Here is a 26634-nt window from a genome sequence, read left to right as displayed (position 1 = left end):
GTCAGGCTCAGCGCCATCGTTCTTGATTTGCGCTACGCCTCAACCCCGGTCTACGGCACACCGCCGCGCATTCTTTAACGCGTTCACGCGCGGGTGCGGCTCGTATTCCGGCCCCGTATTGCACACCTCGTGGGCGCGCATAACGGCGGTTTATACACGGCCAAAATGAGATGCCAAAATTCCCGGATCAATTTTGAGTATTGGCTCCCGCCCCTTGCGGCATTGGGCCGCAGGGTGACGGCGTGCCGCTCATGTCCGATTCTCGACAAACCTTGTCCGTACAGTTCGAGCAAGACACATTACACTGCGCTCATAACTCTTATACATGTCCTTTCATGCCGTCGCCGCTGCCCGCCTGGCGTGGTGCCCGCTGAAAACTCTCTGCTGCTGCCGAAAACATGGAAACCAGTCTCGACAAGCGCGCCCTGCCGGGCGCCGCCGCGGGTTCGTCCGCGGCCGCTTCCGCCCCCGCGGCGGTGCAACGCACCGTCTATTCGGTGCTGGGTGCGATCAGCTTCTCGCACCTGCTCAACGACATGATCCAGTCGCTGATCCTCGCCATCTACCCGATGCTCAAGGACAACTTCTCGCTGTCGTTCACGCAGATCGGCCTCATCACCCTCACCTACCAGATCACGGCATCGATGCTGCAGCCGCTGGTGGGCGTCTTCACCGACAAGCGGCCCCTGCCGTACTCGCTGCCCGTCGGCATGGGCTTCACGCTGTGCGGCCTGCTGCTGATGTCGGTCGCGCCGACCTTCGGCGTGCTGCTCGTGGCGGCCGCCCTGGTGGGCTGCGGTTCGTCGGTGTTCCATCCCGAATCGTCGCGCGTGGCGCGCATGGCGTCGGGCGGGCGTCACGGTCTCGCGCAGTCGCTCTTCCAGGTGGGCGGCAACGCGGGCACGTCGCTCGGGCCGCTGCTCGCCGCCGCGATCGTCATTCCGCACGGCCAGCGCAGCATCGCCTGGTTCTCGGCGGCGGCGCTCGTCGGCATGGTCGTGCTCACGCAGATCGGTCGCTGGTACAAGGCCCATCCCGCGATGAAGAAAAAGCGCGCCGAGGTGCCGCACGTCGTGCTCTCGCGTGGACGCGTGGCGGGCGCCATCGGCGTGCTCGTGCTGCTCGTGTTCTCGAAGTACTTCTACCTCGCGAGCATCAACAGCTACTTCACGTTCTATCTGATCGACCGCTTCCACCTCTCCGTGCAGGCCGCGCAGATCCATCTGTTCGTGTTCCTCGCCGCCGTAGCCGCAGGCACGATCATCGGCGGTCCGGTGGGTGACCGCATCGGCCGCAAGTACGTGATCTGGGTCTCGATTCTCGGCGTGGCGCCCTTTACGCTGCTGCTGCCTTACGCCAACCTGTTCTGGACCGGCGTGCTCACGGTGATCATCGGCGTGGTGCTCGCTTCGGCGTTCTCGGCCATCCTCGTCTACGCGCAGGAGCTGATTCCGGGCAAGGTGGGCATGGTCGCGGGTCTGTTCTTCGGCTTCGCGTTCGGTCTCGGCGGCATCGGCGCGGCGGTGCTCGGCCAGTTGGCGGATGCGACCAGCATCGGCTTCGTCTACAAGGTCTGCTCGTTCCTGCCGCTCATCGGCATCCTCACCGTGCTGCTGCCCGACGTGGAAGGCAAGCGCGCGAAGAAGACCGCATAAGCAGGCGGCACAAGCGCAGCGGCGCACGCGTCGCTCTGCAAAACGGCCGGACGCCCCTCGGGGCTCCGGCCGTTGTTCGTTGTGCGCCTGCACACGCTTTGCCTCGCCGCGACTTCGTACTAGGCTTGTGGTTGGCCGCCGCCGCCCGCCAGCCTCTTCGGCCCGGCGAAAGGCGGCGCTTTCGAGACGCCCGCGCGCGAGGTTCGCCATGCAACTGTCCACGGTAGAGATCGAAAAGCCCGAAGCCACCAACTTCATCCTTGGCCAGACCCACTTCATCAAATCCGTCGAGGATCTGCACGAGGCGCTCTACGGCACGGTGCCGGGCATCCAGTTCGGCATCGCGTTCTGCGAGGCGTCGGGCAAGCGGCTCGTGCGGCGCTCGGGCACGCAGGACGCGCTCATCGAGATGGCGACGCAAAACGCGTTGCGCATCGCGGCAGGTCACAGCTTCATCGTCTTTCTCGGCGACGGCTTCTTCCCCATCAACGTGCTCAACACGATCAAGGCCGTGCCCGAGGTCTGCCGCATCTTCTGCGCCACCGCGAACCCTACGCAGGTGCTGATCGCGGAGACGGACCAGGGGCGCGGCATCGTCGGCGTGGTGGACGGCATGCCGCCGCTGGGCGTCGAGGCCGAGGACGACGTGCGCTGGCGCAAGGACCTGTTGCGCGCCATCGGCTACAAGGCCTGAGCGCCGATGACAACGCTGTGCGCGGCGATCGGGCGGCAGACGGCGCACGCGCTCGCGTGCGGCGCGCTCCATCCCATCGAGACGGCGCATACCTTCATCGACGATGGCGGCATGCGTTTCTCCGTGCGCGTGGCCGGGAATCTCGCGCGCAAGGAGGCGGCGCGGTTCACGCCGCAGACTTCGATTTCATCCACTGGAGCGGCGCCGCGCGATCCGTTCCTGCCTTACGAGCCCGATCTTTTCGTCGGCGACCTCTCGCCCACCCACGTCGCGCTGCTCAACAAGTTCAATGTGATTGACCGGCATCTGCTGATCGTGACGCGGCGCTACGAACCGCAGGAAGCGCTGCTCGACGCGGCGGACTTCACCGCGCTGATCGCGGTGCTGCGCGAGATCGACGGACTCGGGTTCTACAACGGCGGCGCAGCCGCAGGCGCGAGCCAGCCGCACAAGCATTTGCAGATGGTGCCGCTGCCGCTCGCAGGCGACGCGCCTCACGTGGCGCCGCTCGAAGCGCTGCTCGGCGGTGCGCAGGCGGTCCACGGCGCGCGTCCCATCGCGATCGTGCCGGGGCTCGCGTTTCGCCATGCGTTCGCGCGCCTCGATCTCGGCCCCGACATCGGCACGGCCGAAGATGCCACACAGGTCGCACTCGACTGCTATCGCGCGCTGCTGGACGCGGCGGGCGTGCCCGCAATCGACGTGGGCGGCGTCGCGCATCAGGGCGCCCCATACAACCTGCTCGTCACGCGGCGGTGGATGCTGGTGGTGCCGCGCACGACGGAATGGGTCGAGGGCATCTCGGTCAACTCGCTCGGCTTTGCCGGCTCGTTCTTCGTGCGCAATGCGGCGCAGTTGCAGACGCTCGCGCAGCTCGGCCCGATGACGGCGCTCGAACGCGTGAGCGTGCCGCGCTGAGGCGCGTCTAGCCGACCGCGTCTGGCCGACCGCGTCTAGCCGACCGCGTCTAGCCAACCGCGTCTAGCCGACGACGAGCAGCTCGAGCGCCGCGCGCAGCGCGTCGGGCAACGCGCTCACGGGCCGGCGCGTCGCCCGGTCGACGTAGACGTGCACGAAATGCCCCTGCGCCGCGGGCGCATCCTCGCCTTCGCGAAAGAGCCCGACCTCGTAGCGCACGCTCGACGACCGGAGACGCGCAACGCGCAACCCTGCCTCCACGCGCTCCGGAAACACGAGCGGCGCGAAGTAGTTGCACTGCGTTTCGACGACGAGCCCGATGGTCGTGCCGTGCTCGATGTCCAGCGCGCCCGCGCGAATCAGATACTCGTTCACCACGGTGTCGAAATAGCTGTAGTAGACGACGTTGTTCACGTGCCCGTAGACATCGTTGTCCATCCAGCGCGTGCCGATCGGCAGGTAGTGACGATACCCGGAGCGGGCGACGGTGACGGGTCGGTTCATCGAAGAGATCCAGGGAAGGCGTGGCGGGAAAGCGTCGCTTGGCGCGCGGCGATCACTGGCCCGGACGCTCGACGAACTCGAACGGCAGGCCGCGCCGGCGCATCCATTCGCCGAGCGCCTGGCCCGTGCCCGCGCGCCACGGCCGCAGCTTCGCGGGCTCGACGAGGCGGTATTCGAGCAGTTCCGGCGAGAGCGCGATCGTGCCCGACGCCTTCACGTGATACGCGATGATGAGCTCGTTCTTGCGCATGAACTCGTACACGCCAACCAGTTCGACGCTCTCGGCGCGCAGCGCGGTTTCTTCATGCACTTCGCGCGCGATGCCCTCTTCGGGCGTCTCGCCGTTTTCGAGAAAGCCGGTGACGAGCGCGAACATGCCCTCGGGCCAGGCCGCGTTACGGGCCAGCAGAATGCGGCCCTCGTACTCGACGATCGCCGCCACGACGGGCAGCGGATTGTTCCAGTGGACATAGCCACAGGCGTGGTCCGGGCAGGCAAGACGCACACGGCCGCCTTCGTGGGCGGGATCGGCGCGCTCGGTCAGGCGCGTGGCACAGCGCGGGCAAAACTGGTAGTCGCTCATGGGGGGAAAGACACGGGTCGATGGCGCTGGGAACCGGCCGCGCGGCCCGGCGGACACGCTCGCGGCTTGCGCGAAAGCGTCCATTCTAGTGTGCTATCGGAGTCCGCGTGCGGCCTCGCGCGTATGCCAGGCCCGCCATACGAGCCCGATCGCGCCGGCCACGAGCGCAGCCGCCGCGAGCCACAGCGAAGGCGAGAACGAGCCCGTCGACGCCGCGAGCGGCGCGGCCACGAGCGGCCCCGCGATCTGCCCGACGCCATAGGCGGCCGTCGCATAACCCATCAGCGCGGCGGCATGCTCGCCGCGCAGCAGACGCGCCTCGCGCATCGCGAAGAGCGTGATCGCCGTGAACGGCAGGCCGATCAACACGCTGCCGAACGAGAAGCCCGCGGCGTTGGGCCAGATGATGCCGAGCGCAATGCCCATGGCCTGCAGCACGTAGGCGCCCGCCAGCATCAGGCGGTTGTCCCAATGTAGCGGGAGGCGCGCAGCCAGCAGCGCGCCGGCGATCAGCGCCGCGCCGAACATCGGCCAGAACAGGTCGGGCCACGCCGAGCCGGGCAGTGCATGGCGTGCGATCACGGGCAGGAACGTCGCCGTGATGATGTAGCCGAAGCCGGGCACGCCGTAGAGCAGCACGAGCCAGAAGGCGTCGGCGCGGCGGCCGTCGCGCTCCTTGCGCGCGACGCTAGCCGCAGCACGCGCGGCGGGACGCGGCGCGAGCGCGCGCATGTCTTCCCCAAACGTCGACCAGACGACGGCGGCGAGCAGCGCGCTGATCAGCCCGAAGCCGATCCAGCCCGCGCGCGCGCCAAGACCACCGGCCGCGCTCACGAACAACCCGGTCGCAATGATGCCGACGCCGGGACCGGTGTAGATCACGCCGCCCCACTCGTTCGCGCCGAGCTGCGCGAGCCGCCGCAGGCCCCACTGCGAGGCGAACACGAAGGTCCACGCGCTCACCGCGCCCGCCACGAAGCGCACCACGGCCCAGATCCAGAACTGCTGGGTGAGGCCCATCGCGAGCGTGAGGAGCACCGTGACCACGAGGCCCGCGCGCACGATCTTCGCGGGCGCCGTGCGCAGCGCGACGCAGCTGATCGCGCCAACGAAGTAACCCGCGTAGTTCAGCGAGGCGAGCCAGCCGCCGTGACGCAGGTCGAGCGCGCCGCCGTGCAGCATCAGCGGCAACAGCGGCGTAAAGGCGAAGCGCCCGACGCCCAGCGCGATGGCGAGCGTCACCATGCAGGCCAACGCCGCGCGCCGACCGGCATGCGGGCGGGGTTCGGAAACGTGGACGGCGCGGGGGACGTAATCGTTCATGAGATCGGCGGATTAAGCGGCTACCTACCATCGTAGGCGATTCTATCGTTCACGAAAAATGAATTATCATGAATCGATGCATTCCGAGGAGAGAACTATGGACCTTGCCGAACTGGCGATTTTTCGGGCGGTCGTGCGGGAAAACGGCGTGACGCGAGCCGCTGCCAAGCTCAACCGCGTGCAGTCGAACGTGACCACGCGCATCAAGCAGCTCGAAGATCAACTCGGCACCCCGCTCTTCACGCGCGAGGGCCGCCGCCTGATTCTCACGCCCGCTGGCGAAACCCTGCTGCCCTACGCCGAGCGCCTGCTCGCGCTCGCGGACGAAGCGCGCCACGCGCTGAAGGCCGGGCGTCCGGCGGGACGCCTGCGCCTCGGCACCATGGAGAGCGCTGCAGCAAGCCGTCTGCCTGGCCCGCTCGCGCGCTATCACCAGACGTGGCCCGAAGTCACGCTCGAACTGGAAACGGGCACGACCGGCACGATGATCGAGCGCCTGCGCGAATACGCAGTCGATGCGGCGCTGATCGCCACGCCGCTCGACGGACTGCCGGACCCTGAAATATTCGAGCACGTGCCGGTCTATCGCGAAGAACTCGTGATGATCACGCCGCGCGGCCACCGGCCGATCCGCCAGCCCGACGACATCGCGCTCTCCACGCTCGTCGCGTTCGAACGCAGCTGCGCGTATCGCGCCTATGTCGAGCGCTGGTATCTGGAGCATGGCATCCGGCCTTCGCGCGTGCTGGAACTGGGCTCATATCACGCGATCATTGCGTGCGTGGCGGCGGGCGCGGGTGTGGCCGTCGCGCCGCGTTCGGTGCTCGAACTGCCACGCAGTGCCGACGACGTCACGATTCATTCGCTTGGCAAGCTCGGTCAGATCGACACGCTGCTTGCCTGGCGGCGTGGCCACTATTCGCCTGCGCTCGGCGCGTTGAAGGACGCGCTGCTGGAGGATGCGCAACGCACGGGCAGCACGGCGCAATTAACGGCTGAAGCGGCAGCCACGCCCGCAGGCCTTCACGCCTGACAAGCCGCGCGGGAAACAAAAAGGGCTGCCCTCACGGACAGCCCCTCTTCGTCGCAAAGCGGCATTCAAGCCGCGACGCGCGGGTTACAGCTTCGCTTCGACCCAGCCCTTCACGCCGGCGAGCGCGGCCGGCAGGTTGGCCGGCTCGGTGCCGCCCGCCTGAGCCATGTCGGGACGGCCGCCGCCCTTGCCGCCGACCTGCTGGGCGACGAAGTTCACGAGTTCGCCGGCCTTGACCTTCTTGCTCGCCTCGGCGGTTACGCCCGCGATCAGGCTGACCTTGCCGCCGTCAACAGCCGCCAGCACGATCGCCGCGCTCTTGAGCTTGTCCTTGAGCTTGTCCACGGTCTCGCGCAGCGTCTTCGAATCGGCGCCATCGAGCGTCGCGGCCAGCACGTGCACGCCGTTGACTTCGATGGCCTGCCCCACGAGCTCGTCGCCCTGGCTCGAAGCGAGCTTCGACTTGAGCGCGCCCAGTTCCTTCTCGAGCGACTTCACCTGGTCCTGCACCTGCGCGATACGCTGGGTCAGTTCCGAAGGTTGCGCCTTGAGCGCCGCCGCTGCCGCATTCACGCGCGCATCGAGCTCCTGCACGAAGCGCACGGCGTTGTCGCCCGTGATCGCTTCCACGCGGCGGATGCCTGCGGCCACGCCGCCTTCCATCACGATCTTGAAGAAACCGATGTCGCCGCTGCGCGTGACGTGCGTGCCGCCGCACAGCTCGCGCGAGAACCCGAGGTCGAGCACGCGCACTTCGTCGCCGTACTTCTCGCCGAACAGCGCCATCGCGCCGCCCTTCACCGCGTCGTCGTACGACATCACGCGCACGATGCCGGGCGCGTTCGCGAGCACTTCCGCGTTGACGATCTGCTCGACGCGGCGGATCTCGTCGTCCGTCATCGGTGCGTTGTGGGCGAAGTCGAAGCGGGTTTTATCCGCGTCGACGAGCGAGCCCTTCTGCTGCACGTGCGAGCCGAGCACTTCGCGCAGCGCCTTGTGCATCAAGTGCGTGGCCGAATGGTTGCGCGCCGTGCGGGCGCGGAGGATGGCGTCGATTTCCGCCTTCACGACGTCGCCCACCTTGAGCGTGCCCTGCTCGAGCGTGCCGTGGTGGCCGCTCACATCGGCCTGAACCTTGAGCGTGTCGGCCACGGCGAAACGGATGCTCGCGTTCGAGATCACGCCCTGGTCGCCCACCTGGCCGCCCGACTCCGCGTAGAACGGCGTGTGGTCGAGCACGACCACGGCGTCCTGGCCCGTCTTCACTTCGGTGACCGACGCGCCGTCCACGTAGAGCGCGACGACCTTCGCGTCGTCGAACGCGATTTCCTCGTAGCCGTGGAACGTCGTCTTCGCGCCCGAGTATTCGAGGCCCTGCGTCATCTTGAACTTGCCTGCCGCGCGCGCCTGCTCGCGCTGACGCGCCATGGCTTCGTCGAACGCCGGCTCGTCGACCGTGACGTTGCGTTCGCGGCAAACGTCGGCCGTGAGGTCGAGCGGGAAGCCGTACGTGTCGTGCAGCTTGAACGCGAGTTCGCCAGAGAGCGTCTTGCCGCCCTTGGCTTCGAGGTCCGCGAGTTCGGCTTCGAGAATCGACATGCCGTGCTCGATGGTCTCGAAGAAGCGCTCTTCTTCCTGGCGCAGAACGTCCGTCACGCGCTGCTGCGCTTCGGCGAGTTCCGGGTAGGCGGCGCCCATTTCCGCAACGAGATCCGCCACCAGCTTGTGGAAGAACGCGCCCTTCTGGCCGAGCTTGTAACCGTGGCGGATCGCGCGGCGCACGATACGGCGCAGCACGTAGCCGCGGCCTTCGTTGCCGGGAATCACGCCGTCGACGATCAGGAACGAGCACGCGCGGATATGGTCGGCAATGACCTTCAGCGAGTTGTTCGTGAGGTCGGGCGTGTTCGTTTCACGCGAAGCCGCCTTGATGAGGTTCTGGAACAGGTCGATCTCGTAGTTGCTGTGCACGTGCTGCAGCACCGCGGCGAGACGCTCGAGACCCATGCCCGTGTCGACGCACTGCTTGGGCAGCGGCGTCATGTTGCCCTGGGCGTCGCGGTTGAACTGCATGAACACGAGATTCCAGATCTCGATAAAGCGGTCGCCGTCTTCCTCAGGCGACCCCGGGGGCCCGCCCCAGATTTCCGGGCCGTGGTCGTAGAACACTTCCGAGCACGGACCGCAGGGGCCGGTGTCGGCCATCTGCCAGAAGTTGTCCGAGGCGTAGCGCGCACCCTTGTTGTCGCCGATACGGATGATGCGCTCCACCGGCACGCCGATTTCCTTCGCCCAGATGTCGAAGGCTTCGTCGTCTTCCTTGTAGACGGTGACCGTGAGCTTGTCTGCCGGCAGCGCGTAGACCTTGGTCAGCAGTTCCCAGCAGTAGTGGATCGCGTCGCGCTTGAAGTAGTCGCCGAACGAGAAGTTGCCGAGCATCTCGAAGAACGTGTGGTGACGCGCCGTGTAGCCGACGTTTTCGAGGTCGTTGTGCTTGCCGCCTGCGCGCACGCTGCGCTGCGCGGTCGTGGCGCGCGTGTACGGGCGCTTCTCGGTGCCGAGGAACACGTCCTTGAACTGCACCATGCCCGAGTTGGTGAAGAGCAGCGTCGGGTCGTTGCCCGGCACGAGGCTCGACGAGCGCACGATCGTGTGGCCCTTCGATTCGAAGAACTTGAGGAATTTCTCGCGGATGTCGGCGGCTTTCATGGCGTGCGTTGGGTCCTTCCTGGGGCGTACGGTGCTGAATCTTTGTCGTGGTCGCGCTCGGGGCCCGCGTTACTGGCAAAAACCCCGATGCTGAATCGAACGATTATACGGGATCGTCGCGCGCTCGCGGCGGCGCGTCCGGCGTGGTTTGCATGGGTGCGACAGGGCGCGCGGCAGCCTAGCGACACGAGTGATTTTGTTCCGCACTGCGGAACCTTGTACCGAATATTGACGCATCCCACGCCTTTTCGCTTACTATGAGCGGCATCGGCCGGCGCACCACGCGCGCTCGCGGGCCGCCTTAGAACGACATTGGAAGACACAGCATGGGCGCTCTCAGCCATATCCGCGTACTCGATCTCACCCGCGTCCTCGCTGGACCGTGGTGCGCACAGACTCTCGCCGACTTCGGCGCCGACGTGATCAAGGTGGAGCGCCCCGGCGCCGGCGACGACACCCGCCACTGGGGCCCTCCCTACCTGAAGACGCCCGATGGCGCGGACACAGCCGAGGCCGCCTACTACCTCGCCGCGAACCGCAACAAGCGCTCGGTAACGGTGGATATCGCCACGCCCGAGGGGCAGCGTATCGTGCGCGAGCTGGCCGCGCAAAGTGATGTCGTGCTGGAGAACTACAAGGCCGGCCAGTTGAAGAAATACGGCCTCGACTACGAGTCGCTGCGCGAGGTGAAGCCCGACCTCATCTACTGCTCGGTCACCGGCTTCGGCCAGACCGGGCCCTACGCCTCCCGCGCGGGCTACGACTTCATCGTGCAGGGCATGGGCGGCTTCATGAGCATTACGGGCGAGCGCGACGCGCTGCCGGGCGGCGGCCCGCAAAAGGCGGGCGTCGCGATCGCCGACCTCATGACCGGCATGTATTCGACCATTGCGGTGCTGACGGCGCTCGCGCACCGCGACCGCACGGGCGTGGGCCAGTACATCGACATGGCGCTGCTCGACGTGCAGGTGGCGATGCTCGCGAACATGAATTCCAACTACCTGGCGAGCGGCAATCCGCCCGCGCGCTGGGGCAACGCGCATCCCAACATCGTGCCCTATCAGGCGTTCCAGACGAGCGACAGCTGGATCATCCTCGCCGTCGGCAACGACGGGCAGTTCCGCAAGTTCGTCGAGGTGGCGGGCCAGCCCGGGCTTGCCGACGACGAGCGCTTCGCGACCAATCCGGCGCGCGTGCGCCATCGCGATACGCTCGTGCCGATCGTCGCCGATCTGATCCGCACGCGCACGAAAGCCGACTGGATCGGCGCGCTCGAAGCGGCGGGCGTGCCGTGCGGGCCGATCAACAACCTCGCGGAAGTGTTCGAGAACGAGCAGGTGATCGCGCGCGGGCTGCAGGTAGACGTGCCGCACCCTTCGGGCGGCACGGCTCGGCTCGTGGGCAATCCCATCCGCATGAGCGAAACGCCGCCGCGCGTGGCGAGCCATCCGCCCACGCTCGGCGAGCATACCGATGCGGTACTGCGCGAAGTGCTTGGCTACGGCGAGGAGCAAGTGGCGGCGTTGCGCAGCAAGGGCGTGGTGTAACCGCAAGGCCCCGGGGCGGCCCTTAGCCGCCCTCTTTCCCCATCGACATCAGCCATTCCAGCCCTTGCGGCCAGTCGTCGAGCCCGCTGTCCGCATTGATGTGCCCGCGCGGGCCGATGTCGATCCAGCGGCTGCCCCACGCCTGCGCGCAGCGCTGCGAAAACGCCACGCCGCCATACGGGTCGTCGCTGCTGGCGACTACGACGCTCGCAAACGGCAGCGCCGTGAGCGGAACCGGATCGAAGCCCCGCGCGTCGCGCGGAAATTCGGGACCGTGCGGATCGGGTAGCGCCACCAGCAGCGCGCCGGCCACCTTCGCGCGCGTCGCCGCGCTCGCGTGATGCGCGGCCCAGTGCGCCACGGTCAGGCAGCCGAGGCTGTGAGCAGCAAAGCGCACGCCAGCCGGCGCGCGTTGTACGGCAGCCTCCAGCGCCGCGCACCACGCCTCGCAGTCCGGGTGCATCCAGTCGGGCATCTGCACCCGTGCAAAGCCCGCGTGCGCGGCTTCCCAGCGCGTCTGCCAGTGCCCCGGCCCCGAATCCATATAGCCCGGCAGCACCAGCACAGCCGTTTCGCTCGTCGTCACGTTTTCCCCTCGCTTGTTGTGGTTCGCACGACGATCCGGCACCGGGACTGGCACGGCGGGTCGCGTCAGGTAGAATGGAAGACACTATCGGGTGCCCAGTTACGCGCTTTTATCCTTTTGACGGGCGCCCTCGAACGACTCCCTTTTCGCATGAATACCGAACGTAAAGACGCCGACCGCACGGACGCGCCTGCGGCATCCAATTTCATCCGCAACATCATCGACGACGACAACCAGTCGGGCAAGTGGGCGCAGCGTGTCGAAACGCGCTTCCCGCCGGAGCCGAATGGCTATCTGCACATCGGCCACGCGAAGAGCATCTGCCTGAACTTCGGCGTGGCGAAGCGCTATGGCGGCGTGTGCCACCTGCGCTTCGACGACACGAACCCGGAAAAGGAAAGCGTCGAGTACGTCAACTCGATCATCGATGCCGTGACGTGGCTCGGCTTCGAGTGGAAGAAAGAAGATCAGGAATACCTCTTCTACGCGAGCGACTACTACGACAAGCTCTACGAGTTCGCCGAACTGCTGATCCAGCGCGGCCGTGCGTATGTCGATAGCCAGTCGCCGGAAGAGATGCGCGCGAACCGCGGCTCGGCCACCGAAGCCGGCAAGAACTCGCCGTTCCGCGACCGCTCCGTCGACGAAAACCTCGACCTCTTCCGCCGCATGAAGGCGGGCGAATTCGAGGAAGGCGCACATGTGCTGCGCGCGAAGATCGACATGGCGTCGCCGAACTTCAACATGCGCGATCCGGTGATCTACCGCATCCGCTTCGCACATCACTACCGCACCGGCGACAAGTGGTGCGTGTACCCGATGTACGACTACACGCACTGCATCTCGGACGCGCTGGAAAACATCACGCATTCGCTGTGCACGCTCGAGTTCGAGGACCATCGCCCGCTGTATGACTGGGTGCTGAGCGAACTGGCCGACGCCGGCGTCTTCACGCGCCCGCTGCCGCAGCAAATCGAGTTTTCGCGCCTGAACCTGACCTACGCGATCACGAGCAAGCGCAAGCTGCTGCAACTGGTGACCGAAGGCCACGTGGAAGGCTGGGACGACCCGCGCATGCCGACCATCGTCGGCGTGCGCCGCCGCGGCTTCACGCCCGAAGCGATCCAGCTGTTCTGCGAGCGTATCGGCGTGACGAAGGTCGATTCGTGGATCGACATGAGCGTGTTCGAAGGCGCGCTGCGCGACAACCTCGACGACAAGGCGCCGCGCACGGCTGCCGTGCTCGACCCGCTCAAGCTCATCATCGACAACTATCCCGCAGGCCAGAGCGAGGACTGCACGGCCCCCGTGCATCCGCATCATCCGGAGCGCGGCCTGCGCACGTTCCCGATCTCGCGCGAGCTGTGGATCGAGCGCGAGGACTTTAACGAGACGCCGCCGAAGGGCTATTTCCGCCTGTTCCCGGGCAACAAGGTGCGTCTGCGCTATGGCTTCGTGATCGAATGCACGGGCGCGGACAAGGACGAGAACGGCAACGTGATCGCCGTGCACTGCAACTACTTCCCGGACAGCAAGTCGGGCACGGAAGGCGCGAACAACTACAAGGTCAAGGGCAACATTCACTGGGTCAGCGCAGCGCATGCGTGCCCGGCGGAAGTGCGCCTCTACGATCGCCTGTTCCGCGAAGAGCAGCCCGATGCGGGCGGCCGCGACTTCCTCGAAGCGCTCAATCCGGATTCGAAGCGCGTGGTGCAGGCGTATCTGGAACCGGGCGCACGCGACGCCGCGCCGGAAGACCGCTATCAATTCGAGCGCCATGGCTACTTCGTCGCCGACCGCTACGATTCGAAGCCGGGTGCGCCGGTATTCAACCGCATCGTCGGTTTGCGCGACAGCTGGGGCAAGTAAGCCTCGCGCCGCGCCTGCCGGCAAACAAAAAGCCCGCACGGATTCGTGCGGGCTTTTTTCATTGCGGCGTCTGGCGGGACCGGCTTACAGTCTGCGATGCAGCTCCGCGAGCGAGACCGACGTGCTAAAGAGCCGCGCGAGACTGCGGCTCGCGTAGCGATCCACTTCGCCGGGTACGGTCCAGCGCCAGGCGTCCATTTCCGGAATCATCACGCCGTCCTCGCGGCGCGGAAACAGCGACACGCAAATGCAACGCGAGAGGTCGAGCTCATCGGCGCTCGCGCGCGCGGCAAAGAGATGCAGATCCTTGTCGCGCCGGTACATGTAGCGCCCGAGATCGACGAGACGCGGCGCCGCGACTTCGATACCGGTCTCCTCGACCATCTCGCGGCGCGCGCTCTGCGATTCGCTCTCGCCGGGCTCGCCCTGCCCCTTCGGAATGTCCCAGTGATTCGTGCCGGTTGCGTGCGCGAGCAGCACGCGGCCTTCAGGATCGAGCAGCACGATGCCGCACGAAACGACCTTGCCGTTCACCGCGCGCTCAGTGCTGCTTCTGGAAGACCCACGCGCCTTGGCCCGTGCGGCAGAAGTGCGGACGCAGCGTCATCGACTGGCCCTTCGCACTGATGACGACCTCCGTATCGCGGCACGTCTTGTCGCCTTCCTTTTGCGTATTCGACGGCGTGATGGTCGAGGTGATGCGCGTGCCGTTGCGCGAGCCTTCGTTCGACCATGACGTGCTCTCGCCATCGGCCTTGTGCTCGACGGAATCGCGCACGGCGTTCTGGAGCGAGTTGTAGTCTGCCTGATTCATGAACGACATGGGCGTGTTGTTCAGGAAGCCCAGGTTGGCGGCATGCGCGCTGCCCATGCCAACGGCGACAAGGAGCGCCGCGCCCAGGGCGCTCAGCGTGTGAAGGGTTCGGGGCATGCTGGACATTGTGTGTTCTCCTAGGCGGACTGAACGAATCGGCGAAAAGCATAACACGCGCCCTTTTTTCGGCTCGCCCAGCAAGGCCGAACAAGCGCCGGCGGCCGGTTCCTTTTCGGATTGATCCGATGGTGAGGCAGAGGGCCGATCACTACGATGGCTCCGTCTCCCACTTACAGCCCATCGGGAATGCCTGACATGACCTACGCCATCGCATTGAGGGTCTTTGCGGTCCTGCTGACCCTCATCTGCATCGGCTTGATGTCCTTCGTCGCGCACTATCGGCTCGCGCCACAACCGCAGGCGTCCGGCACGAGCTTCGCAGTCGGTCCCGAGCGCGCGCCGCGCTGGCCGGACGCCACGGTGCGCATCGGCACGGTCGGCTTGCTCGCGTCCTTCCTCGTGCTCACCGGCGCCTGCCTGCTGATCGCGGGCGTCTGACACCGCGCGCCCGGTTCACGCTCAGTTCACACTCAGCGCGCACCCGGCTGCCAGCCGTCGGTGAGCGTATCGAGAAACGCAATCACATCCTTGATTTCGGCGTTGCTGAACACCGGCTCGTCGCCCGGCTTGCGATCGAACGGCGGGTCCGTGTTGAGATTGACCCAGTAGCGCCGCGGCAAGTCGTCGAACTTCTGCACCCTGCCCTTCGCCACCGGATAGAACTCCTCCGGATTCGTATCGCGCCGCGCGTAGAAACGCAGCACGTCTTCCAGCGAGTGATAGATGCCGTTGTGGAAGAACGACTTCTTGAGAGCGACGTTGCGCAGCGTCGGCGTGCGGAAGAGCCCGCAAAATTCCGCGCGGTGATCGAGGTCCGTGCGCTCCGGGCCACATGCGCCGAGATCGAAAAACTTACGGTCGTGATTCACGGCAAGCGCGCGGTTGCGCGGCACGCCCACGGCGATCAGACCGAAGTCGCTGAACTGCGGAGGCGAGCCGTCTTTTGCGCGCTGGCTGATATGGCAGCTCGCGCAATTGCCCTTCTTCTCGTCGTTGAAAAGTTGCAGCCCGCGCAGTTCGGCGGCGCTCAGCGTGGCCTTGCCGGCCAGGTACGCGTCGTACTTGCTCGTGTACGGATAGAACACCTCGGGCGACTGCTCGAATGTCTCCAGTGACTTCAGCACTGCCTTGAAAGTCGCGTCGTCGTCAGCGAGGACGCGCGCGCCGAAGGCCTCGCGAAACGCCCCTGCGTAGGGCGCCGCGCGCACGGCTTCGGCGACTTTCTTCGGCGAACTCGCCATCTCGAACGTCGAAAGCAACGGAATGCGCGCCTGGTCCGAGCCCCGATCGACGCGGCCGTCCCACGTGAGGCCGCCGGTCGGCCCGGCATCGACGCTTTCATCGCCTTCGTCATCGGAGTCGTGATAGTGCTCGGCGAACGCCGGTACCGCCTGCAGATACTTGAGTGTCGGCACGGCGCGCATGCCCTGGCGTCGCATGTCGGCGCCGCCGATCTGCACGTCGAGCGAGTTCGTCGGCGTGAACGCGTGGTCCTGGCTGTGGCACGACGCGCATGCCATCTTGCCCGAGCCCGAGAGCGACGGGTCGAAGAACATCTGCTTGCCGAGCGCCGTCATGCGGCGCACCTGCGCATAGACCTCGGCACGCGTCTGCCCGCCTTGCGCCGGAGCGGCGATCTTCATGAGCTTCACGCCCTGCACGGCGCGTGCGTTCGCATTGGCGTCGTGCGCGCGCGAAGCGCTGCCGGATGCACCTGTCGTCGCATCGGCGTCGGCGGAAGCGGACGTGCTGCCGTCGCATGCCGCCAGGAGCAGCGACAGCCCCGCCGCCATCACGAAGCGCCCTGCGTGGCGGCGCGCGCCGCCGTGCGATCGAGCCCGCGTCTCACCTTCTGTTCGCGCCGAACGACGCGCCAATCTACGCAACATGCCTGGTCCCCGAAGCTTGAGCGCGGCGCGCGCGTGGCGTCGCGCCGCTGCAGTGCGATTGCCGATGCGCTCAGCCGCGCATCGAAGTCGCGAAAGCGTATGTCAGGGATATGACGCTCCAATGACATGACGTAAGACAGATGTCATGCAATCAAAGGCTGAGAAAAAGCTAAATGTAATTTTTTACATATCGCTGTCAAAATCCGTTGCGACACTGCGCCTCGCCCGAAGACCGGTGTCATTCGCGCCGGCCTCCATGCGGGCCCCCAACGCGAGAGAGAAAAATGATCAACAGAAAATGGTTCTATGCCACGCCGATCGCGGTAGCGGCGTCGGTACTGGCCGTCGCGGCTTGCGGCGGCAACGACAGTAGCAAGCCCGGCCTTTCGTCGGTGAAGAACATCGTCGTGATCTACGCGGAAAACCGCAGCTTCGACAACCTGTACAGCAGCTTCCCGGGCGCCAACGGCCTGCAGAACGTGAGCGCGCAAAGCGCGCAGCAGCTCGATCGCGACGGCTCCGTGCTGGCCACGCTGCCGACCGTCTGGAACGGTCTCACGCAAACGGGCGTCACGCCCGTCGTGACCGCGGCGATGACCGAGAACATGCCGAATGCGCCGTTCGCCATCGACGACGCGAAGGGCTACAACGTGCCGCTCTCGGTCACGACGCGCGACCTGTATCACCGCTTCTACGAGAACCAGATGCAGATTCACGGCGGCAAGAACGACATGTTCGCGGCCTACGGCGACTCGGGCGGTCTCGTGATGGGGCATTACACGACGAGCGCCGAAAAGCTGCCGCTCTGGAAGATCGCCCAGCAATACACGCTCGCCGACAACTTCTTCATGGGCGCGTTCGGCGGCTCGTTCCTGAATCACCAGTGGCTGATCTGCGCGTGCACGCCGTACTACGCGAACGCGGACACGAACCCGGCCAAGCCGACGATCTCGACCGTGGACGCCGACGGCGTCTCGCTCACGCTCGCATCGAACTCGCCGAAGTCGGCGCTCGATGGCGTTCCGAAGTTCGTGAAGTCGGGCAATCTGACGCCGGACTTCTACGCGATCAACACGATGCAGCCGCCGTATCAGCCGAGCGGCAACGCAGCGGCTTCGGGCGGCGACGCGAACCTGGCCGACCCGTCGAACGCCTCCACGATGCCCGCGCAAACGGCCCAGAACATCGGCGATCTGCTTTCGAACGCGGGCGTGACGTGGGCGTGGTACGGCGGCGCATGGGGCGCGGCCGTGAGCGCGGCGCAGAACAGCACCTCGGGCGTGATCTACGGCGCGAACATGACGGCGCCGAACTTCCAGCCGCACCACCAGCCGTTCAACTACTTCGCGAACTACGCGCCGGGCACCGACGCGCGCGCGAAGCACCTGCTCGACGGCGGCATGGACGGCACGGCGTTCATCAAGGCGATCGACGCAGGCGCGCTGCCTGCCGTGGCGTTCTACAAGCCGCAGGGCAACCTGAACGAGCACGCGGGCTACACGGATGTGACGAGCGGCGACCAGCACATCGCGGACGTCATCGCGCATCTGCAGAAGAGTCCGCAGTGGAACAACATGGTCGTGGTCGTCACCTACGACGAGAACGGCGGCTTCTGGGATCACGTTGCGCCACCCAAGGGCGACCGCTGGGGTCCGGGCTCGCGCATTCCGGCGCTCATCATCTCGCCGTACGCGAAGAAGGCTTACGTCGACCACACGCAGTACGACACGACCTCGATCCTGCGCCTCATCACGCGCCGCTGGTCGCTGCCCACGCTGCCGGGGCTCGCCAACCGCGATGCCGCGCTCAAGAGCAACGGCGCCCAGCCGATGGGCGATCTGACCAACGCGCTCGACGTGAAGCTCTAAGCGCGACAAACCATCGGACCATCGATCGCCGGATGTTGCTCATCCGGTTTGACGGGCAGCCCTCGGGCTGCCCTTTTTATTGCGCCGCGAATTCGTCGCCCCGGCACACTCCGCGCGCCAGCCGGGCGTTGAGCCGCGACGTTTGACCACGGATCCTACGCGGCAGGATGCACTACCTTACAGATTAATTACTGCACAAATCTTGACGGAGGTCATTGTGAAATATGTCGAATCGACTCTCCTGCCAGGCGAACGGATCGTCTGCGAGGGACACCCCTGCTTCTGGGCGATGGGGCCGCGTATCACACTGAGCCTTCTGCTCATGGTTTGGGGCGTGCTCATCGGCACCATCGGGACGTCGCCGTTCGCAGCGGTGGGTTTTTTTGCCGCAGGGATAGGACTGTTCGGCGCGTCGCTAGTTGCCTGGTGGACGACGGAATATGCCGTGACCAACAAGCGCGTGGTGGCCAGGTTCGGCGCGGTACGCCGTCACACAGTGGAGTTGACGCTCGCGAAGATCGAGAGCGTGCGGATCGAGCAAAGCCTGATCGGCCGGATCTTCGACTATGGTTCGCTCGTCGTGGGCGGCGGGGGCCTGATCGCTACGCCAATTCCCGGCATTTCGAACCCGCACGAGTTTCACCGCATGGTTTTTCTCGCGCAGGCGGCCGAGGAGCCGGTGCCGTTGCGGCTCGTGGCGTGAGGGGTTTGAATTGGCCTGCGATTCGTGGCGTGTGAAAACGCAAAAAGCCCGGCCGTGAAGGCCGGGCTTTTTGTTTATTTGAGCTGGCGCGACAGAAGGGGCTCGAACCCCCGACCCTCGGCTTAGAAGTGACTCGCCGCATGCCTGTGGCACGCGGCTCCAAAACCGATGCGCGGCTTCTGAGCTCAATTTGAGCACACTGCGACTATCGAGAGGTAGCCGCAATGGCGATGCCATAGAACGAGTTGCCAATTGCACCCCGCTCGCTTACCCTCCGAGTTCATAAAAACGCGCCGGTCCCGCGGCGCATACAACGATGAGACCATCCATGAAACGGCCACAACACTTCAAGCGCCCGATAGTCGCGGCACTGATTGCTATGGGAGTGCTAACGTGTACCGCGTATGCGGCCGACTCTTCGGCGGACCCCACGTCCGAGGAAGAATTGAATCTTACGAGCGCAGCCGCTAACCCATCAGCTGACCGCGCTAGCAGCCTAGGCGACTTCTGCTTTTTCTCACAGCTCCCGCCCTCCGATCAGAAATACAAGGTCGTCAAGAAACTGAAGATCGGCAAGGGCACCTATGGAAGTGTGGAAGACATCCTGCCCAAGTTGGCCGCATACGCTCAGTCGGACGGCGCCGATGCAATCGTTCAATACACGGGGAGTCAACGCTTTGGCTTTTGGCCGTGGCGGATGGTCCGCCCGGTCGTGCGCGGAGTCGCTGTGCAGTGGATCGATCCAAAGCCCGTGACGTGCGAGTCTATCGGAGGCACCAAGTTGAGCACCATCCTTTCCTCGGGTCAGCGGCCCGCAAAGTAGCGAGGGACTGGGAACCCGCCGAACTGAATGGCGGGCAATTCTGCGAGGTTTTGGCCAGAATCTTCTGTCACGCGGATTCTGGCACGCTCAACATGTTGTCGAAGCGCTGGCGTGAGGCCGCAGCACTACTGCGGTAGAGGGAAACGGTGTCTGGCCGGTTTTGTTGTGTCGGGAAACCGGAAACCCCACATCAGCAGCCCATCCCGTTTTCGCCATGGCGGAGGCTGAGCCCTGTTCGCCCGTTTTTGGGGGTAAAAGGCGCTCAAAGTACATCGCGCGGCTCCGAGTTGACGAAATCGGGCTACATGGCGGTTACACGACCACCAGAAAACAAAAAGCCCAGTTCAGCGAACCGGGCTCAGTGCTTGATTTTACTGGCGCGACAGGAGGGGCTCGAACCCCCGACCCTCGGCTTAGAAGGCCGATGCTCTATCCAGCTGAGCTACTGTCGCGTGAACGTGCGCAAGGCCGCAAGCGGGCCTCGCGAAGACGGGGCTGGATTATACCGCGATCGTCTTACGCGGTCGCGCCTCGCTCGTGACGCGTGCCAAGGGCCTTGGCGCCAGAATCAAACCGGCTGCTGATGCAACGCGAACCAGCCAAGGAAAATCGCGCCGGCGATCAGGCAATACGCACCGAACGATGCGAGGCGCCCGCGTCCCTCGAAATAGCGCATGAGGAACTTCACGCTCAGCCAGGCCGCAATACCCGTGAGCACGCCGCCAACGACCGCAGTCATCAGCTGATCTCGCGCGTGAAAGAGCTTGGGCAGTTCGAGCACGCCAGCCGCGAAGATGATCGGCGTGCCGAGCAGGAACGAGAACTCCGCAGCCTTTTCCGCCGTGAGGCCCGCTGCATTGCCAGCGATCATCGTGAGGCCGCTGCGCGAAAAGCCGGGAATGAGCGCGCCGATCTGCGCGAGGCCGACGAGAAATGCCTGGCGGAACGTAAGTTTCTCGGGCGGACGATGCGCACGCGCACGCTGGAGGCGATCGCCGAACCACAGCAGCACGCCATTGACCATCAACGCGGCCGCGACGATACGCAGATCGTGAAAGATGGCTTCGATGCGCTTTTCGAGCACGAGGCCAACGATACCCGTCGGAATCGTACCGATGATGAGCGCCCACATCATGTGCCCGTCGTCGTTCTTGCGGCCGCCCAGCGAGGCAAAAAAGCCGCTGATCAACGCGACCCAGCGCTCGCGGAAATACCAGAGCAGAGCGACGGCGGTTCCCAGGTGCAATGCGACGAGGAACGGCAGCAATTGCGGCGCGTGCTTGTCGATGTGCATGCCGAACAGTGCCGGCACGAGCAGTGTATGGCCGAGGCTGCTCACGGGAAACAGTTCAGTGACGCCTTGCAACACGCTCAGGAAGAATAGAAACCAGAGACTCACGCGCGGATCCTCGTAATGGTGGTGTAAGGGGCCGGACCGTTGCGGAGCCGGTGCGGCAAAGCGCACCGATTATGCCTGGGGCGTATTGCAGCGCCAAGCTTGAAGATGGATTTGTCAGAAAAGTTACTGCGTCGCAACAAAATTGGCTGCGAATGCAGGGAACCTGGCGCGAACGCGCGTGTCGCGCTCGCGGGAATCAAACGAGGGGGACGGACCGCGGCGCGATCAGCGCGCCATCTTGTAGAAGAAATATGCGCTGCTACCGACAAAGAGGCTGAACAGAGCCATGCTCATTGCCATTGCGAGGTCCATGGGGAGGTCTCCTGCGAAAATGCTCTGTGCGCTACCGCACGGTCATGCGGATTATGCTGACTCGCGTCCGTCAACGACACCCACGCTTTCCCGACGAGGGTTTTCACGCATGAGAAAGCGGCGCAAAATCCGCCTCTGCCCGGCGCATATGCGCCACCCTCTTTCCACCCACTCCAGGCCCGCCCATGAACGCACATCCAGAACAGGACGTCCTCACCCTCACCCGCGGTGCCTCGGCGCTGCGCTTCGCGCCGTGGGCCGGCGGCCGTTTGCTTTCGTGGCACGTCGGCGGCCAGCCGGTCATCGTGTGGCCGGAAAATGCGAATTGGGCCGAGCCGGCACGCGTGCGCGGCGGCAATCCGCTGCTCTTCCCCTTCCTTGGCCGCCATCGTGTCGACGGCCAGATCGGGCGCTGGCGCGACGCCCAAGGCGTGGTCCGCGATCTGCCGATGCACGGCTTCGCGCGCGACCTGCCGTTCGCGGCGCAAGTCGACGACGATGGGCACGGCCTGCAGATGACGCTCGTCGACTCCGACGCCACCCGCGCCGGCTACCCGTTCGCGTTTCGCTTCGAGGCGGCCTACCGGCTGGCCGACGCGCATACGCTCGACGTGACGCTCGCCGCGACCAATACCGGCCCGGATCCGCTTCCCTGGTACGCGGGCCATCACTTCTACTTCGCCCTGCCACATGCCCAGCGCGCTCAGACGACGCTCGACCTGCCGGCTAGCCAGCGCCGTCATCAACTCGCGGACGGCTCGATCAGTGCGCCCGAACCGGGCAAAACGCAATACAGGCTCGACGACGCAAGCATCATCGACCGCTTCCATGTGCTCGAGCCAACGCCGCCCGCCTCGCCGGTGCGCCTCGTAGCGCCGGGACTCGGCCGCGCGGTGACGATCGACCTGAACCGGCCCGGCTCGCTTGCCTGGTACGCGGTCACGACGTGGACGGAAGCCGCGGACTCCGACTTCTACTGCGTCGAACCCTGGCTTGGTCTGCCCGACGCGATCCACAACGGGCTCGGCCTGCGCTGGCTCGCACCGGGTCAAACGGAGACGGCGACGCTGCGCATCGGTGTCGAGACGCTCGGCGGCTAATCGCGCGCACCGGCGCCGTGCTGGGCCGGCGCCGGTATGGATGCTGCCGCTTGCGTCAGTCATTCGTCAGGCAAAACCCCAGTTGCGTTGGCAAACCCGCTAAAATCAGGCGTTTTGCCAGCGCGGCGGACCGTGGTCCGTCGAGGCAAGGTCATGCGAGGTTCAATGTTGGCACCAGGAATCAGACGGATTGCATGTGCGGCGCTCGTTGCGCTGCTCGCGGCGTGCGGATCGGCTCCGGTCGGCCCCGGCTTTTATCGCGTGGAGCGCGGCGACACCGTGTACAAGATCGCGCGCAGCAATCGCCAGTCCGTGCAGAACATCGTGCGCTGGAACAATCTGTCGAACGCCGACGCCATCGAAGTCGGCCAGGTCCTGCGCGTGGAGCCGCCCGCCGGCACGGCGAGCGCCCGCACCGGTGGCGCGCCGCGTAGCGCCGCGACTGCCCCGCGCGAGAGCGCCGACACAACCGATACGTCGTCCGCGCCTTCATCAGCGCCGGCGGCAACGGCCGCGCCGTCGATTTCACTCGTCTGGCCGACTAGCGGCCAGGTCATCCGCAATTTTGACGGCCGCAACTCGAAGGGCATCGATATCGCCAATGCGGCCGGCACGCCCATCGTCGCCGCGGCGCCCGGCACCGTGGTCTATGCCGGTAATGGTCTGCGTGGCTACGGTAATTTGCTGATCATCAAGCACAGCGGCGACTACCTGACGGCCTATGCGCACAATCAGGCATTGTTCGTGAAGGAAGGTCAGAGCGTCGCGCAAGGTCAAAAGATCGCGGAAATGGGCAGCAGCGACAACGATCGCGTCATGCTGCATTTCGAACTGCGATACCAGGGACGCTCGATCGATCCGACTCGAGAACTTCCCGCACGTTGAGACAGGCCGCTACGGCCACCCAAATCATTGGACGAAAAAAAGCCCGGCATGGCGCCGGGCTAACGGGGGTTTGGCGCATATCGGCAAAGGACCGGTTTACCATGCGCCGAATCGCAATCTATCAACGCGCTTCCTGCGGCGCAATCACTTAATTAGCGCGAAAATGTGCTACGGCGCACGGATTATGTGTCGCATCACTTTTCAGCACCGAATGAGGACCCCGAATCAACTGCTGCCGTGCATAAGATCGCACGCTTCAATGACACACAACGACAAGTCGTCAAACGGCGCAAAGGCTTGCTGGACGGGCTATTCTGGCTGAAGCAGATTGCTTTATCGAGCGGTTTTGCGAGCCGGGATCATCGGTTTAAAGCACGGCGCTTTTCGCATTTTCGAGGCAGCCGGCTTTAGTGTGCAAGCGCACGCAAGAGTGCATTTATTCGGTGTGGCGTACAAATTTGAAACGCCAATTCGCAGCGCGCTTAGGTCAGATGTTTGACTGATTTAATGTGGCTTATTGTCTGTATTTTGGCGCCGCAAGCCTGGATATCGACTTATTAATGTGATTAATACCGCGGATCCAGCGTTCGCCTTCCGGCCGCCGATCGGCAGGCAGACTATCGTTTATAGTATCGGCCGCTACGAATTTCCAACCATCATGACTATCGAAGACGCCAACCCCAGTTCGACGTACGCCAGGCTGCTCGGCGAAACCGCCAAGATCGACTGGCAGGATCTCGAACGCTTCTTCGCGCAAGGCAAGTTGCTGAGCGTGGTGCGCGATCTCGACCTCGTCAGCGTAGCGGAGGCCATCGCCAACGACGACAGTGCGGTCGTCATGCAATGGCTTTCTTCGGGACTCGTCGCACGTATGCCGGCAGAAACCGCTGCCGATTACGCCGCGCGCAAGCCGGAGTTGTGGGCAGTCGTCGTCTCGCCCTGGGTGTGCGTGCAGGAACGCGCTTGAGCGGCACCGAGGCCCTGCCCGACCTGCGAGGCTGGCATCGACGCGTGCTGACGCTCGCGTTTCCCATCGTCCTCGCCAATCTCACGCAGCCTATCCTCGGCGCCGTCGACACGGCTGTAGCAGGCCACCTCGGCAGCGCAGCCGATCTTGGCGGCGTCGCACTAGGCGGCCTGTTCTTCAACTTCGTGTTTTGGGGTTTCGGCTTCCTGCGCATGGGGACGACGGGGCTCGTCGCACAGGCCTACGGCGCGCGCGACCTCCCTGCATTGCGCACGAATGTCTTGCGCGCCCTGCTGCTGGCATTCGCGATCGGCGCCGCGATCCTGCTGATTCAATCGCCCTTGATCCGGTACACGCTTGCGGTCATTGGCGGCAGCGCAGACGTGCAACGCAATGCCGGGGTCTACTGCCTTGCGCGTATCGGCTCTGCGCCTTTCGCTTTGGCGAACTACGTCGTGCTTGGATATCTGCTCGGCATTCAGCGCGTGCGCATTGCGCTGCTTTCGCAGATCTTCATCAATCTGACGAACGTCGTTGCCGTGCTCGCCTACGTGTACGGGCTGCGGTGGGGCATCGCCGGGATCGGCGCAGCGACGGCTACGGCCGATACGCTCGGTTTTGTCTTCGGCGCCTGCGTACTGTGGAGGCTTCGCCCTCGCGGGCTCGCACCGCTCGCGTTGCAAACCGTGCTCGAGCCGGCAGCGCTCAAACGCCTCGTCGCGATCAATCGCGATATCTTTCTGCGCACGCTTTGCCTGTTGGGCTCGTTTGGGTGGTTCGCGCATCTGGGCGCGAAGCAAGGCGACGCAATCCTTGCCGCGAACGCGCTGCTCCTCAACTTCCAGACCTTCATGGCCTACGGTCTCGACGGGTTCGCCCACGCAGCCGAGGCGCTGGTAGGCGCAGCGATCGGCGCGGGTAATCGCAATGCGTTCCGCCAGGCCGTGAAGATCAACCTGTTTTGGGCAGCGCTGGGGGCCTTCGGTTTTTCTCTGGTTTACTGGGCCTGCGGCCCATGGATCATCGGGCAGCTAACCAACCAGCCGGCAGTGCGTGCCGCCGCCCAGGCATTCCTCCCATGGGCCGCGCTTTCGCCGCTCATCTCCGTTTGGGGCTTTTTGCTGGACGGCGTATTCATCGGCGCAACGCGCACGCGCGAACTCATGCAAGCCATGGCGGTGTCGCTGGCTGTGTTTCTGTGCGCGTCATGGGCGCTGGTCGGGCCGCTCGGCAATCATGGGCTGTGGATCGCCCTGCTCGTCTTCATGGCCGCGCGCGGTCTGACGCTCTCGCCCTTGCTGCCGCGCATCAGCGGCGCGATCGTACCTGTCCCTGTGCAGTTGCACTGACGGCGCTCGCGCCAGGCGACGGCGCTTACTGGGCAGGCGGCGGGTTGTCCATCATCATCGGCGGCCGGTCGTCGGTCGGCACACCGTGGTAGTCGGGCGGATCCTGCGGCGGGGTGCCGTGGCGGTGGGTCGTTGCGTTGTCGGCGCACGCCGAAAGCAAAGCGGCCATTGCAAGGGCCAGATAAACACGGTACATCGCGTCAAATCCTTTTTGAATGGTAATCCGAGCAGCGCTCCGCGCCAGATAGCGAAGCGGCTGAACTCGCTATTTTTTCCGTTGCGACACTGTTCTAAGATACGGACATGGCTGCAATCGACAGGAGGCTGCCATGGATGCTGAAACTATTGCGGGTCTGATCGGTCTTGCTGTGGGTCTGCTGGTTCTGCTTGGGCTATCGATTTTCGAATCGCGCGCCTATCGGAAAGAGCACGACGGCGAAGGCATGATGCATCACTGGCTGGCCGAGCATCACGTGCTCGACCGGGTTCGCCGCAGGCACTGAACCCAGCGCCGGCACCGCGCCGGCGTGCCCCTTGCCTGAATCTCACTGCGGCCAGTCAAGCTGGCCGTGAGGTGGATTTGCTGCGTCGTTCTGTGAACGAGCAGCTAGCCTTTTATTTCCCACGCGCCCAAACGCCAGAACCCCGGTGCTCTTTCGGAGACACCGGGGTTCTGGACGTTGCAGCATAAGGAGCCTGACGATTACCTACTTTCACACGGGCAATCCGCACTATCATCGGCGTGGAGCTGTTTCACGGTCCTGTTCGGGATGGGAAGGGGTGGGACCAGCTCGCTATGGTCATCAGGCTTGACGGGTTGCTGCGTCGCGGTGTTATCGCGCCACAGCCAATCGGGAAGAAGCGTAAAGAGGTGTTGCTGAATTGGGGTTGTGTTGTTTCCGGCACAACACCGATCTCTCAACCTGTGCGTCCTGCCCACCCACGCGGGGCGGAGGCACACCTGTTATAGGATCAAGCCTTACG

Annotated in this window: 25 protein-coding genes, 1 tRNA gene and 1 rRNA gene; 15 read left to right on the top strand and 12 right to left on the bottom strand. The window is 65.0% G+C overall.

Features of this window, described 5'->3' with window-relative positions:
• The first annotated feature begins 398 nt into the window (after positions 1-398).
• From A3CW_RS0136985 to A3CW_RS0136975, 3 genes are all read left to right on the top strand, one after another.
• On the top strand, positions 399-1655 hold the full coding sequence (locus A3CW_RS0136985) for an MFS transporter (RefSeq protein WP_028208030.1): 1257 nt from the start codon (positions 399-401) through the stop codon (positions 1653-1655).
• A gap of 208 nt (positions 1656-1863) precedes the next feature.
• On the top strand, positions 1864-2349 hold the full coding sequence (locus tag A3CW_RS0136980; RefSeq protein WP_028208029.1) for an adenosine-specific kinase: 486 nt from the start codon (positions 1864-1866) through the stop codon (positions 2347-2349).
• A gap of 6 nt (positions 2350-2355) precedes the next feature.
• Positions 2356-3267 (top strand): ATP adenylyltransferase family protein, encoded by a 912-nt coding sequence (locus tag A3CW_RS0136975; protein WP_028208028.1) that lies wholly within the window; start codon positions 2356-2358, stop codon positions 3265-3267.
• A 63-nt stretch (positions 3268-3330) separates the two neighbouring features.
• Here the strand turns inward: A3CW_RS0136975 and A3CW_RS0136970 are convergent, their stop codons facing one another.
• From A3CW_RS0136970 to A3CW_RS0136960, 3 genes are all read right to left on the bottom strand, one after another.
• Entirely contained in the window at positions 3331-3771 is a 441-nt protein-coding gene (locus A3CW_RS0136970; protein ID WP_028208027.1) for an acyl-CoA thioesterase, read from the bottom strand.
• Between the two features lie 52 nt (positions 3772-3823).
• Complete coding sequence (locus A3CW_RS0136965) at positions 3824-4354, bottom strand: NUDIX domain-containing protein (protein WP_028208026.1); 531 nt, start codon at positions 4352-4354, stop codon at positions 3824-3826.
• 93 nt (positions 4355-4447) lie between these two features.
• A complete protein-coding gene (locus A3CW_RS0136960; RefSeq protein ID WP_028208025.1) occupies positions 4448-5677 on the bottom strand; it encodes a YbfB/YjiJ family MFS transporter in 1230 nt (409 codons plus the stop codon).
• A 97-nt stretch (positions 5678-5774) separates the two neighbouring features.
• Here A3CW_RS0136960 and A3CW_RS0136955 point away from each other — a divergent pair, with 97 nt between their 5' ends.
• Positions 5775-6710, top strand: a complete 936-nt coding sequence (locus A3CW_RS0136955; protein WP_028208024.1) for a LysR family transcriptional regulator — start codon at positions 5775-5777, stop codon at positions 6708-6710.
• 84 nt (positions 6711-6794) lie between these two features.
• On the opposite strand, the gene alaS is transcribed toward A3CW_RS0136955, so the two are convergent.
• Positions 6795-9419 (bottom strand): alanine--tRNA ligase, encoded by a 2625-nt coding sequence (gene alaS / locus A3CW_RS0136950; RefSeq protein WP_028208023.1) that lies wholly within the window; start codon positions 9417-9419, stop codon positions 6795-6797.
• A gap of 326 nt (positions 9420-9745) precedes the next feature.
• On the opposite strand from alaS, the gene A3CW_RS0136945 reads away from it, so the two are divergent.
• Complete coding sequence (locus A3CW_RS0136945; RefSeq protein ID WP_028208022.1) at positions 9746-10966, top strand: CaiB/BaiF CoA transferase family protein; 1221 nt, start codon at positions 9746-9748, stop codon at positions 10964-10966.
• A 22-nt stretch (positions 10967-10988) separates the two neighbouring features.
• Here A3CW_RS0136945 and A3CW_RS0136940 read toward each other — a convergent pair whose 3' ends face one another.
• A complete protein-coding gene (locus A3CW_RS0136940; protein WP_035515070.1) occupies positions 10989-11552 on the bottom strand; it encodes an RBBP9/YdeN family alpha/beta hydrolase in 564 nt (187 codons plus the stop codon).
• A 150-nt stretch (positions 11553-11702) separates the two neighbouring features.
• Between A3CW_RS0136940 and A3CW_RS0136935 the strand changes: the two genes are divergently transcribed.
• Positions 11703-13421: a glutamine--tRNA ligase/YqeY domain fusion protein gene (locus A3CW_RS0136935; RefSeq protein ID WP_028208020.1), complete on the top strand. Its 1719-nt coding sequence runs from the start codon at positions 11703-11705 to the stop codon at positions 13419-13421.
• An 84-nt stretch (positions 13422-13505) separates the two neighbouring features.
• On the opposite strand, the gene A3CW_RS0136930 is transcribed toward A3CW_RS0136935, so the two are convergent.
• Positions 13506-13955: an NUDIX domain-containing protein gene (locus A3CW_RS0136930; protein ID WP_028208019.1), complete on the bottom strand. Its 450-nt coding sequence runs from the start codon at positions 13953-13955 to the stop codon at positions 13506-13508.
• Between the two features lie 7 nt (positions 13956-13962).
• Complete coding sequence (locus tag A3CW_RS0136925) at positions 13963-14361, bottom strand: hypothetical protein (RefSeq protein WP_028208018.1); 399 nt, start codon at positions 14359-14361, stop codon at positions 13963-13965.
• Positions 14362-14550: 189 nt separating this feature from the next.
• Here A3CW_RS0136925 and A3CW_RS0136920 point away from each other — a divergent pair, with 189 nt between their 5' ends.
• Entirely contained in the window at positions 14551-14793 is a 243-nt protein-coding gene (locus A3CW_RS0136920) for a hypothetical protein (RefSeq protein ID WP_035515067.1), read from the top strand.
• 32 nt (positions 14794-14825) lie between these two features.
• Here A3CW_RS0136920 and A3CW_RS0136915 read toward each other — a convergent pair whose 3' ends face one another.
• On the bottom strand, positions 14826-16244 hold the full coding sequence (locus A3CW_RS0136915) for a cytochrome-c peroxidase (protein ID WP_028208016.1): 1419 nt from the start codon (positions 16242-16244) through the stop codon (positions 14826-14828).
• A gap of 284 nt (positions 16245-16528) precedes the next feature.
• Here A3CW_RS0136915 and A3CW_RS0136910 point away from each other — a divergent pair, with 284 nt between their 5' ends.
• From A3CW_RS0136910 to A3CW_RS0136900, 3 genes are all read left to right on the top strand, one after another.
• Positions 16529-18112: an acid phosphatase gene (locus tag A3CW_RS0136910; RefSeq protein WP_211254116.1), complete on the top strand. Its 1584-nt coding sequence runs from the start codon at positions 16529-16531 to the stop codon at positions 18110-18112.
• A gap of 142 nt (positions 18113-18254) precedes the next feature.
• A complete protein-coding gene (locus A3CW_RS48825; RefSeq protein ID WP_154678150.1) occupies positions 18255-18815 on the top strand; it encodes a PH domain-containing protein in 561 nt (186 codons plus the stop codon).
• A 328-nt stretch (positions 18816-19143) separates the two neighbouring features.
• The gene (locus A3CW_RS0136900; RefSeq protein ID WP_028208014.1) at positions 19144-19638 is read left to right on the top strand and encodes a hypothetical protein; all 495 of its coding nucleotides are present in this window, start codon (positions 19144-19146) and stop codon (positions 19636-19638) included.
• Between the two features lie 375 nt (positions 19639-20013).
• Here A3CW_RS0136900 and A3CW_RS0136895 read toward each other — a convergent pair.
• Both A3CW_RS0136895 and A3CW_RS0136890 read right to left on the bottom strand, forming a co-directional pair.
• Positions 20014-20090: transfer RNA gene (locus A3CW_RS0136895), tRNA-Arg, on the bottom strand.
• Between the two features lie 116 nt (positions 20091-20206).
• Positions 20207-21037 (bottom strand): undecaprenyl-diphosphate phosphatase, encoded by an 831-nt coding sequence (locus tag A3CW_RS0136890; protein WP_028208013.1) that lies wholly within the window; start codon positions 21035-21037, stop codon positions 20207-20209.
• Between the two features lie 497 nt (positions 21038-21534).
• Here A3CW_RS0136890 and A3CW_RS0136880 point away from each other — a divergent pair, with 497 nt between their 5' ends.
• The 4 genes from A3CW_RS0136880 to A3CW_RS0136865 all read left to right on the top strand — a co-directional run bounded on the left by A3CW_RS0136880 (position 21535) and on the right by A3CW_RS0136865 (position 25650).
• Complete coding sequence (locus tag A3CW_RS0136880; protein ID WP_028208012.1) at positions 21535-22449, top strand: aldose epimerase family protein; 915 nt, start codon at positions 21535-21537, stop codon at positions 22447-22449.
• A gap of 165 nt (positions 22450-22614) precedes the next feature.
• Complete coding sequence (locus A3CW_RS0136875) at positions 22615-23334, top strand: peptidoglycan DD-metalloendopeptidase family protein (RefSeq protein ID WP_028208011.1); 720 nt, start codon at positions 22615-22617, stop codon at positions 23332-23334.
• 658 nt (positions 23335-23992) lie between these two features.
• Complete coding sequence (locus tag A3CW_RS0136870) at positions 23993-24301, top strand: DUF2288 domain-containing protein (RefSeq protein WP_028208010.1); 309 nt, start codon at positions 23993-23995, stop codon at positions 24299-24301.
• Positions 24298-25650: an MATE family efflux transporter gene (locus A3CW_RS0136865; protein WP_169739134.1), complete on the top strand. Its 1353-nt coding sequence runs from the start codon at positions 24298-24300 to the stop codon at positions 25648-25650. Before A3CW_RS0136870 ends, A3CW_RS0136865 begins: the two co-directional genes overlap by 4 nt.
• A 25-nt stretch (positions 25651-25675) precedes the next feature.
• Here A3CW_RS0136865 and A3CW_RS53505 read toward each other — a convergent pair whose 3' ends face one another.
• A complete protein-coding gene (locus tag A3CW_RS53505) occupies positions 25676-25846 on the bottom strand; it encodes a hypothetical protein (RefSeq protein WP_169739135.1) in 171 nt (56 codons plus the stop codon).
• Between the two features lie 133 nt (positions 25847-25979).
• On the opposite strand from A3CW_RS53505, the gene A3CW_RS53500 reads away from it, so the two are divergent.
• Positions 25980-26153, top strand: coding sequence for a hypothetical protein (locus tag A3CW_RS53500; RefSeq protein WP_165822956.1), 174 nt, complete (start codon positions 25980-25982; stop codon positions 26151-26153).
• A gap of 191 nt (positions 26154-26344) precedes the next feature.
• On the opposite strand, the gene rrf is transcribed toward A3CW_RS53500, so the two are convergent.
• Positions 26345-26458, bottom strand: a 5S ribosomal RNA gene (rrf, locus tag A3CW_RS0136850).
• Positions 26459-26634 lie beyond the last annotated feature (176 nt).

The sequence above is a fragment of the Paraburkholderia nodosa DSM 21604 genome (assembly GCF_000519185.1).
In the GTDB taxonomy this organism is placed as follows: domain Bacteria; phylum Pseudomonadota; class Gammaproteobacteria; order Burkholderiales; family Burkholderiaceae; genus Paraburkholderia; species Paraburkholderia nodosa.
The sequence above is the reverse complement of the archived record's forward strand: the minus strand, read 5'-3'. Positions and strand labels throughout refer to the sequence as shown.